Here is a 16,101-nt window from a genome sequence, read left to right as displayed (position 1 = left end):
CAAGGCTCAGGCCCGCAGGCCTGAGCGTAAAGCGTGGGAAAGTCTACCGGAGAAACGACGCTTACGCGGTCTCTACCGTCGGAAAACTCTTGACCAGTTCGTCCAACTGCTTGAGCTGGGCCAGGAATGGCTCCAGTTTGTCCAGGCGCAGGGCGCATGGGCCGTCGCATTTGGCGTTGTCCGGATCCGGGTGGGCTTCCAGGAACAGGCCCGCCAGAGACTGGCTGATGCCCGCCTTGGCCAGGTCCAGTACCTGGGCACGACGCCCGCCAGCGGAGTCGGCGCGACCACCGGGCATTTGCAATGCGTGGGTCACGTCGAAGAACACCGGGTATTCGAACTGTTTCATGATGCCGAAACCGAGCATGTCCACCACGAGGTTGTTGTAGCCGAAGCTCGAACCCCGCTCGCAGAGGATCAACTGGTCGTTACCCGCTTCCACGCACTTGTTCAGGATGTGTTTCATCTCCTGGGGCGCGAGGAACTGGGCTTTCTTGATATTGATCACAGCGCCGGTCTTGGCCATCGCAACGACCAGGTCGGTCTGGCGCGACAGGAAGGCCGGCAACTGGATGATGTCGCACACCTCGGCGACCACGGCAGCCTGTTCAGGCTCGTGGACGTCGGTGATGATTGGCACGCCGAAGGCTTGCTTGATGTCCTGGAAGATCCGCATGCCTTCTTCAAGGCCCGGGCCGCGATAGGAGGTCACGGACGAACGGTTGGCCTTGTCGAAGCTGGCCTTGAATACGTAAGGGATACCGAGTTTCTCGGTGACCTTTACGTACTCTTCACAGACCTGCATCGCCATGTCGCGGCTTTCCAGCACGTTCATGCCGCCAAACAGCACCATGGGCTTGTCGTTGGCAATCTCGATGTCGCCTACGCGAATGATCTTCTGGGCCATCAGGGTTACGCCTTCTTCTGATGTTGCGTCAGTGCTGCTTTGACGAAACCGCTGAACAACGGGTGACCGTCGCGCGGCGTCGAGGTGAACTCAGGGTGGAACTGGCACGCCACGAACCACGGATGATCCGGCGCCTCAACCACTTCAACCAGCGCGCCATCACCGGAGCGACCGGAGATTTTCAGGCCAGCCTCTTTGATCTGCGGCAACAGGTTGTTGTTCACTTCGTAGCGGTGACGGTGACGCTCGACGATCACGTCCTTGCCGTAGCAGTCGTGAACCAGCGAGCCCGGCTCCAGCAAGCAGTCTTGCGCGCCGAGGCGCATGGTGCCGCCCAGGTCGGAGGCTTCGGTACGGGTTTCGACCGCGCCGGTGGCATCTTCCCACTCGGTGATCAGGCCCACGACCGGGTGGCCGCTCTTGCTGTCGAACTCGGTGGAGTTGGCGTCTTTCCAACCCAGCACGTTTCGGGCGAACTCGATGACGGCCACTTGCATGCCCAGGCAGATACCCAGGTACGGCACCTTGTTCTCGCGAGCATATTGAACAGCCGTGATCTTGCCTTCCACGCCACGCAGGCCGAAACCGCCTGGCACGAGGATAGCGTCCACACCTTCGAGCAGCGCAGTGCCCTGGTTCTCGATGTCTTCAGAGTCGATATAGCGCAGGTTGACCTTGGTACGGTTGCTGATACCGGCGTGGCTCATCGCTTCGATCAGCGACTTGTAAGCGTCCAGCAGCTCCATGTACTTGCCGACCATGGCGATGGTGACTTCATGCTCAGGGTTGAGCTTGGCGTCGACCACGGCTTCCCACTCGGACAGGTCCGCGCCATTGCATTGCAGGCCGAAACGCTCGACCACAAAATCGTCCAGGCCTTGGGAGTGCAGGATGCCCGGGATTTTGTAGATGGTGTCGGCGTCTTCCAGCGCGATCACCGCACGTTCTTCAACGTTGGTGAATTGCGCGATCTTGCGACGCGAGGAAATGTCGATCGGGTGATCGGAGCGGCATACCAGCACGTCCGGCTGCAGGCCGATGGAACGCAGTTCCTTGACCGAGTGCTGGGTAGGCTTGGTTTTGGTTTCGCCGGCCGTGGCGATGTACGGCACCAACGTCAGGTGCATCAGCATCGCGCGCTTGGCGCCGACTTCGAAACGCAGCTGGCGGATGGCTTCGAGGAACGGTTGGGATTCGATGTCACCCACGGTGCCACCGATCTCGACCATCGCCACGTCGGCATCGCCTGCACCCTTGATGATGCGGCGCTTGATTTCGTCGGTGATGTGCGGGATCACCTGGATGGTTGCACCCAGGTAGTCACCACGGCGCTCCTTGCGCAGCACGTGCTCGTAGACACGGCCGGTGGTGAAGTTGTTGTTCTGGGTCATGGTCGTGCGGATGAACCGCTCGTAGTGGCCCAGGTCCAGGTCGGTCTCGGCGCCGTCGTGGGTGACGAACACTTCACCGTGCTGGAACGGGCTCATGGTGCCCGGGTCAACGTTGATGTACGGGTCCAGCTTGAGCATGGTGACCTTAAGTCCCCGCGCCTCCAGGATGGCCGCCAATGAAGCGGAGGCAATGCCTTTCCCCAATGAAGAAACAACACCGCCCGTGACGAATATGTAGCGCGTCATGAAAAACCCTAGAAGTCTGCGTTAAAGCGGTCCGAGCCGCCGGGGAAAGCGAAGGAAGGCCGAAGCCCCCGATCACCTGCATTAATCACAGTGCACCTTTCAAAAAAACCGCCGCGTTGTGACAGACCAGCAATGGAACACCGGTACGTTGATCGCTACACATTTTTTGGAATCGCCCAGCAAAGACTGCTTGGTAATCGGCAACTACTGCGATTCAGTTGAATCCACAGAAGTTGTATCAAGAAGGGAGCGTAGTCTACCGGAAAGGCTCTATCAGCTCAAACCTTGATCGCAGGTCTGTGGCATCCAATGTAATTGCCGGTCATCCGTTGAGCTGGCCCATGCCCCCGCGACGGTTGGGACAGCCAGCAATTGCTCGCCCCGATAGACCAGCGGCAATCTGCCACGGACGAAGCCCGGCAAACCACTTTCATTCAGCAGGCGCTTCAGGTCGCGCCGGCCTCGACCTGGCACTTCGACGATTTCGCCCCCCTGGCGATAGCGGATCACCAATGGGCATTCGGGGACGTTGCCGATAAATCTCAGCTGACCGTTGCCCGGTAACTCTAGTGGGTTTTGCGGATCGGGCCAGCGCACCGATGCGTCAGAAAACGCCGACCACGCTGAAGGTAACCACCAGATGCGCTCACCACAACGATGCAGTTGTCCGTCGGCCAGGTGCCACACGGGTTGTGCATCGCCTTTGGCATCACGCAGGGCATACCAACTGGCCCAGTGGTCGGTGTCAGGCATTCGAGTCAGCGGAGCCAACCAATGCCGCAAGGCATTGCACTGGCGGGCATCGGAAAGTTCTCGTAATGGCGCAAGCGCCAATGAAGGCAAAGGCAACCAGGCAAACGCTGAAGGCTGATCGGCAGCCCGCAGATCCATCTGCGCCAACTCGTCAAGCAGACCCTGTGCCTCGGCCAAGTGTTCGGCCGTGCGCGCCAGGCTGGAGACTGCCTGGGGCCAGCGTTGCGTCAGGGTCGGGAATACATGATGGCGCAGGTAATTGCGGGAAAAACGTGGATCGGCGTTGGAGGGATCTTCGATCCACTTCAATTGATGCTGGTGGGCGTAGGCCTCCAATTCACCACGGGAGGCATTCAACAATGGCCGTACCACATGCCCGCCCGACAATGGGCGATACCCAGGCATGGCCGCCAACCCTCGCACCCCTGCCCCGCGCAAGAGACGAAAGATCAGGGTTTCGGCCTGATCGTCGCGATGCTGGCCAGTGAACAATACGTGCCCTGCCCCGGTCACCTCGGCAAACGCCTGATAGCGTGCATCGCGGGCTGCCTGCTCAAGACTGGCGCCGGGTTGCACCTTCACGCGCATGACCCGCAAGGGCACGCCCAGGCTGTCGCAGACCGATTGGCAATGCGCGGGCCACGCATCGGCAGCAGCTTGCAGGCCATGGTGGATATGGACGGCACTGAGAACAGGCAGATTTTCAAGTTTGGCCAGCGAGGCCAGAAGGTGCAACAGGACGGTGGAGTCGAGACCGCCGGAGAATGCGATATGCCAGGCCGGCGCGTTACGCCAGGGGGCCAGGGTACGCAGGAGTGTGGCCGGCAGGGTTGGTTTCATCACACGTCACCGCTGCAAAGCTGGAATACGTTCGTCAGCATACACAAAACAAATGTGGGAGCCGGGCTTGCCCGCGATGCAGGCACCTCGGTCTATCAGTGATACCAAGGTGATGCTATCGCAGGCAAGCCAGCTCCCACACAAGCCGACTCCCACATTGGGTACAGCGTCGGCTTAGAGACCGTAGCTCATCAGACGCTCGTAACGACGAGCCAGCAGCGCTTCGTTATCCAGCTTCTTGAGCATCGCCAACTGCGAACCCAGTTCAGCGCGGATAGTCGCGGCAGCCGCAGCCGGGTCACGATGGGCACCGCCCAAAGGCTCGGCGATCACTTTGTCCACGATACCCAGGCCTTTGAGGCGATCGGCGGTGATGCCCATGGCTTCGGCAGCGTCCGGCGCTTTTTCGGCGGTTTTCCACAGGATCGAGGCGCAACCTTCCGGCGAAATCACCGCGTAGGTCGAGTATTGCAGCATGTTCAGCTGGTCGCAGACGCCGATGGCCAGAGCGCCGCCGGATCCCCCTTCACCAATCACGGTGGCGATGATCGGGGTTTTCAGGCGGGCCATGACGCGCAGGTTCCAGGCGATAGCCTCGCTCTGGTTGCGCTCTTCAGCGTCAATACCTGGGTAGGCACCCGGGGTGTCGATGAAGGTCAGGATCGGCATCTTGAAGCGCTCGGCCATTTCCATCAGGCGGCACGCCTTGCGGTAGCCTTCAGGACGCGGCATGCCGAAGTTGCGGCGGACCTTCTCGCGCACTTCACGGCCTTTCTGGTGACCGATCACCATCACCGGCTGGTCGTCCAGGCGAGCGATACCGCCCACGATGGCCGCGTCGTCGGAGAAGTGGCGGTCGCCGTGCAACTCGTCGAACTCGGTGAAGATGTGCTGAATATAGTCCAGCGTGTACGGACGGCGCGGGTGGCGAGCCAGGCGCGCGATCTGCCAACTGGTCAGCTTGCCGAAGATGTCTTCGGTGAGCGAGCTGCTCTTGTCTTGCAGGCGAGCGATCTCATCGCCGATATTCAGCGAATTGTCATTGCCGACCAGGCGCAGCTCTTCGATCTTGGCTTGCAGGTCAGCGATCGGCTGTTCGAAATCAAGAAAATTCGGGTTCATAAGCGTCCGTCTTGGGTCGACGGCCAGGGAGTGCCTGGCCAGCCGGTTGTCTGTTCGCGCCCTACCTTAAGGGAGAGGCGCGTCCAGGTCGAGATTAAATGTTTCGTCGAGAACAGGCGAATTGCGGTGCCTGGCCGTCAACGGTATTGGAGGAAGACGTTGTCACGGCCGAACTGGTCACGCAATGCTTGAATCAAGCCATCAGCCGGATCGATTCGCCAGGTCTCCCCAAACTGCAACATGGCCTTGGCGTCACTGCCGGTGTACTCCATGGTCACCGGGCACGCGCCACGGTGGCGTTTGAGCAACTCACCCAACCAGCGTAGCTGATCGCCCTTGAGCGCCTCGGTTTTCACCTTCAAGCGCAGGCTTTCGGCCAGATTGGTGCGCGCGTCTTCCATGCTCATCACCCGCTTGATCCGCAGGCGCAGGCCGCCGGAGAAGTCATCGTTGCTGACCTCCCCTTCCACTACCACCATGGCGTCGGTCTGCAACAGCGACTGCGCGGAGTGGAACGCGTCGGCGAACAGCGAGGCTTCGATGCGCCCCGAACGGTCGTCGAGGGTGATGAACCCCATCTTGTCGCCCTTTTTATTCTTCATCACCCGCAGGGCGATGATCATGCCGGCGACGGTCTGGGTATCCCGCGCAGGTTTCAGGTCGATGATTCGCTGACGGGCGAAACGGCGGATTTCACCTTCGTATTCGTCAATCGGGTGGCCGGTGAGGTACAGGCCCAGGGTGTCTTTCTCACCCTTGAGGCGCTCCTTGAGCGTCAGCTCCTTGGCCTTGCGATGGTTGCCATATACATCGGCATCCTCTTCGACGAACAAACCGCCAAACAGATCGGCGTGGCCGCTGTCGTGGGTACGGGCGGTTTGTTCGGCGGCCTTGATCGCTTCTTCCATGGCGGTGAGCAATACCGCACGGTTCCGGTCGATATTCGCCTGGTAAGCCTTGGGCTCGTCGTAAAAATACGGGCCGAGACGGTCGAGCGCACCGCTACGGATCAGACCATCGAGGGTCCGTTTGTTGATGCGCTTGAGGTCAACCCGCGCGCAGAAGTCGAACAGATCCTTGAAGGGTCCGTCCTGGCGCGCTTCGGTGATGGCTTCCACCGGGCCTTCACCCACCCCCTTGATCGCGCCCAACCCATAAATAATGCGGCCTTCGTCGTTTACCGTGAATTTGAACTCCGAGGCGTTCACGTCCGGTGCGTCGAGACGCAGCTTCATGGTGCGCACTTCCTCGATCAAGGTCACGACCTTGTCGGTGTTGTGCATATCCGCCGAGAGTACCGCCGCCATGAAAGGCGCCGGGTAGTGCGCTTTTAGCCAGGCGGTCTGGTACGACACCAGGCCGTACGCGGCGGAGTGGGATTTGTTGAAGCCATAACCGGCGAATTTTTCCACCAGGTCGAAAATGTTACCGGCCAGGTCCGCGTCGATATTGTTGGTCGCGCAACCCTCAATGAAACCGCCGCGCTGCTTGGCCATCTCTTCGGGTTTTTTCTTACCCATGGCTCGACGCAGCATGTCCGCGCCGCCGAGGGTGTAGCCGGCCATCACCTGGGCGATCTGCATCACCTGTTCCTGATACAGGATGATGCCGTAGGTCGGCGCCAGTACTGGCTTGAGGCCTTCGTACTGATAGTCGGAGTGCGGATACGCCAGCTCGGCGCGACCGTGCTTACGGTTGATGAAGTCGTCCACCATGCCGGACTGCAGCGGACCCGGACGGAACAGGGCCACCAGTGCGATCAAGTCTTCCAGGCAGTCGGGCTTGAGCTTTTTGATCAGCTCTTTCATGCCCCGCGACTCAAGCTGGAACACCGCCGTGGTTTCGGCTTTTTGCAGCAAGGTGTAAGTCGGTTTGTCGTCCAGCGGGATAAACGCGATATCCAGCGGCTCTTCATTGACCTTGGCGCGGTCGCGGTTGATGGTCTTGAGCGCCCAGTCGATGATCGTCAGGGTTCGCAGGCCAAGGAAGTCGAACTTCACCAGGCCGGCCGCCTCCACGTCGTCCTTGTCGAACTGGGTGACCAGGCCGCCGCCTTCCTCATCGCAATAAATCGGCGAAAAGTCGGTGAGTTTTGTAGGCGCGATCACCACACCGCCGGCGTGTTTACCGACGTTACGCACCACGCCTTCAAGCTTGCGGGCCATGTCCCAGATTTCGGCGGCCTCTTCATCGATCTTGATGAAGTCGCGCAGGATCTCTTCCTGCTCGTAGGCTTTTTCCAGGGTCATGCCGACTTCGAACGGGATCATCTTCGACAGACGATCCGCCAGGCCGTAGGACTTGCCCTGAACGCGCGCCACGTCGCGAATTACAGCCTTCGCCGCCATGGAACCGAAGGTGATGATCTGGCTTACCGCGTTGCGGCCGTATTTCTCGGCCACGTATTCGATCACGCGGTCACGGCCGTCCATGCAGAAGTCGACGTCGAAGTCGGGCATGGAAACCCGTTCCGGGTTCAGGAACCGCTCGAACAGCAGGTCATATTCCAGCGGATCCAGGTCGGTAATCTTCTGCACGTAGGCCACCAGCGAGCCGGCACCCGACCCCCGGCCCGGCCCTACCGGTACGCCGTTGTTTTTGGCCCACTGGATAAAGTCCATTACGATCAGGAAGTAACCGGGGAAGCCCATCTGGATGATGATATCCAGCTCGAAATTCAGCCGATCGACATAAACCTGGCGCTTGGCCTCGTAATCTTCGGTGGTGTCCTTGGGCAGCAGGACGGAAAGACGCTCCTCCAGACCATCAAACGACACCTTGCGGAAGTACTCATCGATGGTCATGCCATCGGGAATCGGGAAGTTGGGCAAAAAGTGTTTGCCCAGCTTCACTTCGATATTGCAGCGTTTGGCGATTTCGACGGAGTTTTCCAGGGCCTCGGGCAGGTCGCTGAACAGCTCGGCCATCTCCTCCGCGCTCTTGAGGTACTGCTCTTCGCTGTAGTTCTTGGAGCGGCGCGGGTCATCCAGGGCCCGGCCTTCACCGATGCACACGCGGGTTTCGTGGGCCTCGAAATCTTCCTTCTTGATAAAGCGCACGTCGTTGGTGGCGACCAGTGGCGCCCCCAGCTTGTCGGCCAGGGCCACGGCGGCGTGCAGGTGCTCTTCATCGTTGGGGCGATTGGTGCGCTGGACTTCCAGGTAAAAGCGATCGGGGAAGACCTGCATCCACTCCTTGGCCAGTACTTCAGCTTCCTGGGGGTTGCCACCCAGCAGCGCGATACCGATCTCGCCCTCTTTGGCGGCCGACAGCATGATCAGGCCTTCGCTGGCCTCGGCAACCCATTCGCGCTCGATGATGATCGAACCATTGCGCTGGCCATCGATGAAACCGCGGGAAATCAGTTCGGTAAGGTTGCGATAACCCACGCCGTTCATCGCCAACAGGCTGATACGGCTCAGGGGGTTATCCGGGTCTTTGTTGGACAGCCACAGGTCAGCGCCGCAGATCGGCTTGATACCGGCGCCCATGGCGTTCTTGTAGAACTTGACCAGGGAACACATGTTGTTCTGATCGGTCACCGCGACCGCAGGCATGTTCATACCCACCAGGGTTTTGACCAGCGGTTTGATCCGTACCAGGCCGTCGACCAGGGAGTATTCAGTGTGCAGGCGTAGGTGAACGAATGAAGCCGGCATAGTGATCTCTTATACGTGGAAAACAACAAGGCCCGGATTGTACCGGGCCTTGAGCAAAACATCAGCCTTGCGACTACACCTCGTTGAGGCTCTCGCGCAACTCGTAGGCCTGGCGAACCGGGGCGAACGAGCGGCGGTGAATCGGCGTCGGACCCAGGCGAGCCAGGGCTTCCAGATGAACGGGCGTCGGATAGCCTTTATGGCCGCCAATGCCGTAGCCTGGATAGATCAGTTCGAACGCGGCCATTTCACGATCACGGCTGACTTTGGCCAGGATCGAGGCGGCCGCGATAGCAGGCACCTTGCTATCCCCCTTCACCACCGCCTCAGAAGGCATGGCCAGCTTGGGGCAACGGTTACCATCGATCATCGCCATTTTTGGCGTGATATGCAGGCCTTCAACCGCACGCTGCATCGCGAGCATGGTGGCGTGGAGAATGTTCAGTTCGTCGATTTCTTCGACTTCAGCCCGGGCGATATGCCAGCTCAGGGCTTTCTCAATGATCTCGTCGTAAAGCTTTTCACGGCGCGCTTCGGTGAGTTTCTTCGAGTCGTTGAGGCCGAGGATCGGGCGGTTCGGATCGAGGATCACCGCCGCCGTGACCACCGCACCGCACAAAGGCCCACGCCCGACTTCGTCAACGCCGGCCACCAGCTCATGGGCTTGTGCGACCAGGCTGAAATCCAGGCCCATTTGCATCGTCATAGGCTTTCCTGTTTATGGCCGATCAGGGTCAGCACGGCGTCGGCCGCCTGGTTCGAGGCATCACGGCGCAGTATGCGGTGAATATCGTCGAAACCACGGGTCTGTTCTTCGCCACCGTCGATCAAGGGTAATAGCGTTTGTGCGAGCGCCTCGGGCGTTGCATCGTCCTGCAACAACTCCGGCACCAACAGGCGCTGGGCCAGCAGATTGGGCAGGGAGATGTAAGGACTTTTGACCATGCGCTTGAGAATCCAGAACGTCAGCGGCGCCAGGCGGTAGGCCACTACCATTGGGCGCTTGTACAGCAAGGCCTCCAGGGTAGCGGTACCCGAAGCGATCAGCACCGCATCACAGGCCGCCAGGGCCAGGTGTGACTGGCCGTCGAGCAAGGTCAACGGCAGGTTGCGGCCTTCCAGCAGTGTTTCGATCTGCGCGCGCCGTTGCGGGCTGGCGCAAGGCAGCACGAAACGTACACCCGGCTTCAAGGCCAGCAGGCGTTCGGCAGCATCAAAAAACACCGAGGCCAGACGGCCGACTTCGCCGCCACGGCTGCCAGGCATCAGCGCGACCAGCGGGCCATCGGGCAAGCCCAACTCGGCACGCGCAGCGGCGCGATCAGCCTGCAGCGGAATCGCGTCGGCCAGGGTATGCCCGACAAACCGCACCGGCACGCCCTTCTCTTCATAGAACCGGGCCTCAAACGGCAGCAGAGTCAGCATCAGATCACAACCTTCGCGGATCTTCAGCACGCGTTTCTGCCGCCACGCCCACACAGACGGGCTGACGTAGTGCACGGTCTTGATCCCGGCCTGACGTAACTTGAGTTCGATATTGAGGGTGAAGTCCGGCGCGTCGATGCCGATGAACACGTCGGGTTTTTCTTCGATCAGCGTCTGGATCAGCAGCTTGCGACGGGCCAGCAGCTCGCGCAGGCGACCCAGCACCTCGACCAGCCCCATGACCGACAAACGTTCCATGGGAAAGTAGGACGTAAGCCCTTCAGCCTGCATCAGCGGCCCGCCGACGCCAATGAACTCCACCGCCGGATGCTGGGCCTTGAGGGCCCGCATGAGACCTGCGCCCAGAATGTCGCCGGAAGCTTCCCCGGCCACCAGTGCGATACGCAGATTGGCCATGATTAGCGGGTGATGCCGCGAGTCGACGCCTGGATTGAGTCACGGAACACCGCGACTTCCGGGAACAGCGCTGCCGGCTCGGCCAGTTGGGTCAATGCCTGCTCAACGGTGAGCCCTTGGCGGTAAACCACCTTGTAGGCACGTCGCAGGGCATGGATGGCGTCTTCGCTGAACCCGCGACGGCGCATGCCTTCGAAGTTCATGCTGCGCGCTTCCGCCGGGTTACCGAATACCGTGACGAATGCCGGAACATCTTTGCCAATGGCCGTGCCCATGCCGGAAAAGCTATGGGCGCCGATATGGCAGTACTGATGCACCAGGGTGAACCCGGACAGGATCGCCCAATCGTCAACGTGCACATGCCCGGCCAACGCGGTGTTGTTGACCAGGATGCAGTGGTTGCCGATGACGCTGTCGTGACCGATGTGCGCGTAAGCCATGACCAGGTTGTGATCACCCAGGGTGGTTTCGGCCCGATCCTGAACGGTGCCACGGTGAATGGTCACGCCTTCACGGATGATGTTGTGATCACCGATGACCAGGCGAGTCTCTTCGCCCTTGTACTTCATGTCCGGGGTGTCTTCGCCTACCGAGGAGAACTGGTAGATGCGATTGTGTTTGCCAATGCGGGTCGGACCTTTGAGGATCACGTGCGGCCCGATGACAGTCCCCTCGCCGATTTCCACACCTGCGCCGATGATCGACCAGGGGCCGACCTCAACGTCGGCGGCCAGAACGGCCGACGGATCGATGATTGCGCGAGGGTCAATCAAACTCATAGTTTGCGTTCCGCACAGATGATCTCAGCGGAGCACACCGGCTTGCCGTCCACCGAGGCCTGGCATTCGAACTTCCAGATCTGGCGCTTGCAGCTGATGAACTTGGCTTCCAGGATCAACTGGTCGCCAGGGGTCACCGGATTGCGGAAACGCAACTTGTCGGAGCCCACGAAATAGTAAAGCGTGCCGTCGGCAGGCTTGAGGTCGAGCATTTTGAAACCAAGGATACCGGCAGCCTGGGCCATCGCTTCGATGATCAACACACCCGGCATGATGGGATGCGCGGGAAAGTGACCGTTGAAGAACGGTTCGTTGATGCTGACATTCTTGTAGGCACGAATGCGCTTTTCCTCGACGTTGAGGTCCACTACGCGATCCACCAGCAGGAACGGGTAACGGTGAGGCAGGTATTCGCGAATCTCGTTGATGTCCATCATTTCGGGGGGAAGCCTGTAATAAAGATTGGGGGCGGGCGAACTAAAAGCACGCCCCGCTAGCAAATCAAGGAGGCAGTCTAGCGGCTGTGCACACTTGATATGGAAATGGTATCAGCCTTCTGATGAAGCATTACCGCCAGGGGTCACGTCCCCAACACGCTTTTCCAGCTGTTTGAGACGTCGAGCCATGTCGTCAAGCTGCCTCAACCGAGCTGCACTCTTGCGCCATTCAGCCGCGGGCTGCATGGCGGTACCGGAAGAGTAGGCCCCAGGCTCGGTAATCGAGTGAGTGACCATGGTCATGCCGGTGATGAAGACGTTGTCGCAAATATCGATATGCCCGACCAACCCGACGCCACCGGCGAGCATGCAATGCTTGCCGATCTTGGTACTGCCGGAGATACCCACGCAGGCCGCCATGGCGGTGTGATCGCCAATCTGCACGTTGTGGGCGATCTGGATCTGGTTGTCGAGCTTCACGCCGTTGCCGATCACGGTATCGGCCAGGGCCCCGCGATCGACAGCGGTGTTCACGCCAATCTCCACGTCGTCGCCGATCAATACGCCACCGACCTGGGCGATCTTGTTCCAGATACCCTTGGCGTTGGCAAAGCCGAAGCCTTCACCGCCAATTACGGCACCCGACTGAATGACCACGCGCTCACCGATACGCACATCGTGGTACAGGGTCACGCGGGGAGCCAGCCAACCGCCGGCGCCGATTTCGCAGCGCGCACCGATAAAGCAATGGGCACCGACCGTGACACCGGCCGCGATGCGTGCACCGCTCTCAATCACCGCAAAGGCACCGATGCTGGCCGCAGGATCAACCTGGGCATCGTCGGCAACCACCGCAGACGGATGAATACCGGCGGCAGCCTTGGGTTTGGGATCGAACAGATGCGAAACCCGCGCATACGCGAGGTACGGATCGGGCACCACCAGTGCATCCCCGGCAAACCCTTCGGCGTCAGCGTCTTTCAGCAACACGGCTGCAGCTTGGCTGTCGACCAGGTATTTACGGTATTGGGGGTTTGCGAGGAAGCTCAACTGAGCTGGGCCAGCCTCCTGCAAGGTGGCTAGCCCAGTGATTTCCTTCTCCGGGGAGCCACGCAAGGTGGCCCCCAGGAACTCGGCCAACTCGCCGAGCTTGATAGTCGCGGTCATGGCTTACTTCAGCTGGTTCATGCGCTCGATCACCTGACGGGTGATGTCGTATTGAGGCTTGACGTCGATCACAGCGCCACGCTCGAACACCAGGTCAAAGGCACCTTTCTTGATGACTTCTTCCACAGCGCTATCGAGCTTCGGCTTCAGTTGTTTCAGCATTTCACGGTCAGCAACAGCCTTGGCTTCGTTCAGTTCCTTGGATTGGAACTGGTAGTCACGGGCCTTTTGCTTGAACTCAAGCTCCAGACGCTCGCGTTCGCCTTGCTGCATCTTGTCGCCACCGGCCACCAGACGATCCTGGATGCCCTTGGCGCTGCTTTCCAGGGTCTTGAGCTTCGTCAGTTGCGGGCCGAATTTCTTCTCGGCATCCACGGCGTATTTCTTGGCCGCATCGGATTCCAAGAGGGCCATCTGATAGTTCAGGACGGCGATTTTCATTTCGGCGAAGGCCGGGGTCGCTACCAACACAGTTGCCAGCAGCACCAATTGAGTCAACTTACGCACGATGTACTCCTACAGAATCCGTTGTCGTTATCTTGGGTCAGACGCTTAGAACGTCTGGCCGAGGGAGAATTGGAAAATCTGGGTTTCAGCGTTATCCGGTTTCTTGATCGGCATGGCCAGAGCAAAGCTCAATGGGCCAAGCGCAGTCACCCAGGTCACACCCACACCCACGGAGCTTGCCAGGTTGCTCAGGCTCACATCGTTGCACTGGGTGTTGGACTTCACACCACTCGGGTTTTTGATCTGCTCGCACTTGGAATCGAACACGTTACCCACATCCCAGAAGACCGAAGTCCGTAGGGAACGCTGATCCTTCACGAACGGCAGCGGGAACAGGATTTCCGCACCGCCCTGGATCAAGACGTTACCACCGAATGGCAGCGGGTCATTGTCCGAGTCAGCCACAGTGCCCTGGTTACCGGTTACGCCAACACCACGACTTGGAGTACCACGTGGGCCCAAGGTGCTGTCTTTGAAACCACGTACGGAGTTGAAGCCACCCGCATAGTAGTTCTCGTAGAACGGTAGACCATTGGTGGAGCCATAACCATCGCCATAACCCAGCTCAGTGTGCAGGCGCATGGTGTAGTTGTCGCTCAACGGCGTGAACAACTGGCCACGGTAGTCGAGCTTGAAGAACGACAGGTCGCTGCCCGGCGTGGTGGTTTCCAGGGTCAGGCTCTGGGAATGGCCACGGGTCGCCAGTACGCCCTTGTTCAGGGTCGACTCGGACCAGCCGGCAGACGCCTTGAAGTTCAGGAACTTGTCACCTTCACGACGGGTGAAGTCAAAGATTTCGTCCACGGTGTACACACCGGTCTTGATCTCATCCTGCTGTGCAGTGAGGCCGAAGGTCAGGCGCGACGTTTCGCTGATCGGGTAACCCACGTTGACACCGGCACCGAGGCTGTCGATCGCATAGCTTGCAACGTCAACGTCGAGGTCTTTGTAGTCGGTGGTGCGGTAGAAGGCGTTGTAGCCCAGGCTCACACCATCAGCAGTCCAGTAGGGGTCGGTATAGCCGAAGTTGTATCGGCTCTGGTATTCGCTTCGGGTCAGGCCGATGGAGACGCGGTTACCGGTACCCAGGAAGTTGTTCTGGGTGATCGAACCACCGAGGATCAGACCGGCGCTCTGTGCGAAGCCGACGCTGGCGGTGATCGAACCCGATGCCTGCTCTTCCACGGCGTAGTTCACGTCAACCTGGTCATCCACACCCGGTACGGCCGGGGTTTCGACGTTGACTTCCTTGAAGAAGCCCAGGCGCTCAAGACGGGTCTTGGACTGGTCGATCAAGTAAGTCGACGCCCAGCCGCCCTCCATCTGACGCATTTCACGACGCAACACTTCGTCCGCAGACTTGGTGTTGCCGCGGAAGTTGATACGGTTCACATAAGCACGCTTGCCGGGGTCGACCACGAAAGTGATGTCCACGGTGTGGTCATCATCATGAGGCGTCGGCACGCCATTGACGTTGGCGAAGGTGTAGCCTTCGTTGCCCAGGCGGCGGGTAATCAGTTCAGAGGTGGTCGTCATCAGCTTGCGCGAGAACACCTGGTCCTTCTGCACCAGCAGCAGCGCCTTGACCTGGTCTTCAGGTACTTTAAGGTCACCGCTCAGTTTTACGTCACGAACCTTGTACTTCTCGCCTTCGTTGACGTTGACCGTGATGTAGACGTGCTTCTTGTCCGGGGTGATGGACACCTGGGTCGAAGCGATATCCATGTTGATATAGCCACGGTCCAGGTAGTAGGAACGCAGGCGCTCCAGGTCACCGGACAGCTTTTCACGGGCGTACTTGTCATCGTTCTTGAAGAACGACAACCAGTTGGTGGTCTTGAGCTCGAACAGGTCGATCAGGTCTTCATCAGCGAACTTGGTGTTACCCACCACGTTGATGTGCTGAATCGCCGCCACGGTGCCTTCGTTGATGTTGACCTTGAGGCCGACACGGTTACGCGGTTGCGGGACCACTTCCGTTTCCACGGTTGCGGAGTAGCGACCCTGGGCAACGTACTGGCGTTGCAGTTCGTTACGCACACCTTCGAGGGTGGCGCGCTGGAAGATCTCGCCTTCGGCCAGGCCAGACTGTTTCAGGCCTTTCATCAGGTCTTCAGTAGAGATCGCCTTGTTACCTTCGATCTCGATACTGGCGACGGAAGGTCGCTCGACCACGGTGATGACCAGGACGTTGCCTTCGCGACCCAGTTGGATGTCTTGAAAGAAACCGGTTTTGAACAGCGCACGAGTGGATTCCACCAGGCGACGGTCATCAGCCTGTTCACCGACGTTCAACGGTAATGCACCAAAGACGCTACCCGCGGAAACCCGCTGGAGGCCATTGACGCGAATATCGGAGATGGTGAAGGACTCGGCGTGAACTTCGGCGATCATCAATACGGTGAGAACCGCAGTTAGCAGCAGACGTTTCATGAAGTCCTTTCTTATTCC

Annotated in this window: 12 protein-coding genes; all 12 read right to left on the bottom strand. The window is 59.5% G+C overall.

What is annotated here, in order from left to right; genetic code table 11:
• Positions 1-61: 61 nt before the first annotated feature.
• The 12 genes from kdsA to bamA all read right to left on the bottom strand — a co-directional run bounded on the left by kdsA (position 62) and on the right by bamA (position 16,083).
• Positions 62-907: a 3-deoxy-8-phosphooctulonate synthase gene (gene kdsA / locus BMZ57_RS08970; RefSeq protein WP_010212442.1), complete on the bottom strand. Its 846-nt coding sequence runs from the start codon at positions 905-907 to the stop codon at positions 62-64.
• A gap of 5 nt (positions 908-912) precedes the next feature.
• On the bottom strand, positions 913-2,544 hold the full coding sequence (gene pyrG / locus BMZ57_RS08965) for a CTP synthase (RefSeq protein ID WP_010212443.1): 1,632 nt from the start codon (positions 2,542-2,544) through the stop codon (positions 913-915).
• A gap of 273 nt (positions 2,545-2,817) precedes the next feature.
• Positions 2,818-4,137 (bottom strand): tRNA lysidine(34) synthetase TilS, encoded by a 1,320-nt coding sequence (tilS, locus tag BMZ57_RS08960; protein WP_021492423.1) that lies wholly within the window; start codon positions 4,135-4,137, stop codon positions 2,818-2,820.
• A gap of 174 nt (positions 4,138-4,311) precedes the next feature.
• The gene (locus BMZ57_RS08955) at positions 4,312-5,259 is read right to left on the bottom strand and encodes an acetyl-CoA carboxylase carboxyltransferase subunit alpha (protein WP_010212445.1); all 948 of its coding nucleotides are present in this window, start codon (positions 5,257-5,259) and stop codon (positions 4,312-4,314) included.
• A 137-nt stretch (positions 5,260-5,396) separates the two neighbouring features.
• On the bottom strand, positions 5,397-8,918 hold the full coding sequence (gene dnaE / locus BMZ57_RS08950; protein ID WP_042570667.1) for a DNA polymerase III subunit alpha: 3,522 nt from the start codon (positions 8,916-8,918) through the stop codon (positions 5,397-5,399).
• A gap of 73 nt (positions 8,919-8,991) precedes the next feature.
• Positions 8,992-9,618: a ribonuclease HII gene (gene rnhB / locus BMZ57_RS08945; protein WP_031290979.1), complete on the bottom strand. Its 627-nt coding sequence runs from the start codon at positions 9,616-9,618 to the stop codon at positions 8,992-8,994.
• Positions 9,619-9,620: 2 nt separating this feature from the next.
• Positions 9,621-10,760 (bottom strand): lipid-A-disaccharide synthase, encoded by a 1,140-nt coding sequence (gene lpxB, locus BMZ57_RS08940; RefSeq protein ID WP_021492425.1) that lies wholly within the window; start codon positions 10,758-10,760, stop codon positions 9,621-9,623.
• A 2-nt stretch (positions 10,761-10,762) separates the two neighbouring features.
• Positions 10,763-11,539, bottom strand: coding sequence for an acyl-ACP--UDP-N-acetylglucosamine O-acyltransferase (gene lpxA, locus BMZ57_RS08935; RefSeq protein WP_010212450.1), 777 nt, complete (start codon positions 11,537-11,539; stop codon positions 10,763-10,765).
• Positions 11,536-11,976: a 3-hydroxyacyl-ACP dehydratase FabZ gene (gene fabZ / locus BMZ57_RS08930; protein ID WP_003172281.1), complete on the bottom strand. Its 441-nt coding sequence runs from the start codon at positions 11,974-11,976 to the stop codon at positions 11,536-11,538. Before fabZ ends, lpxA begins: the two co-directional genes overlap by 4 nt.
• Before the next feature lie 111 nt (positions 11,977-12,087).
• Entirely contained in the window at positions 12,088-13,143 is a 1,056-nt protein-coding gene (gene lpxD, locus BMZ57_RS08925) for a UDP-3-O-(3-hydroxymyristoyl)glucosamine N-acyltransferase (protein WP_042570666.1), read from the bottom strand.
• Positions 13,144-13,146: 3 nt separating this feature from the next.
• Positions 13,147-13,650 carry an OmpH/Skp family outer membrane protein gene (locus tag BMZ57_RS08920; RefSeq protein ID WP_003219314.1) on the bottom strand — a complete coding sequence of 168 codons (504 nt, stop codon included), beginning with the start codon at positions 13,648-13,650 and terminating at the stop codon, positions 13,147-13,149.
• A gap of 45 nt (positions 13,651-13,695) precedes the next feature.
• Positions 13,696-16,083, bottom strand: a complete 2,388-nt coding sequence (gene bamA, locus BMZ57_RS08915; RefSeq protein ID WP_021492426.1) for an outer membrane protein assembly factor BamA — start codon at positions 16,081-16,083, stop codon at positions 13,696-13,698.
• Positions 16,084-16,101 lie beyond the last annotated feature (18 nt).

Source organism: Pseudomonas simiae, from assembly GCF_900111895.1.
Classification (GTDB): domain Bacteria; phylum Pseudomonadota; class Gammaproteobacteria; order Pseudomonadales; family Pseudomonadaceae; genus Aquipseudomonas; species Aquipseudomonas simiae.
The sequence above is the reverse complement of the archived record's forward strand: the minus strand, read 5'-3'. Positions and strand labels throughout refer to the sequence as shown.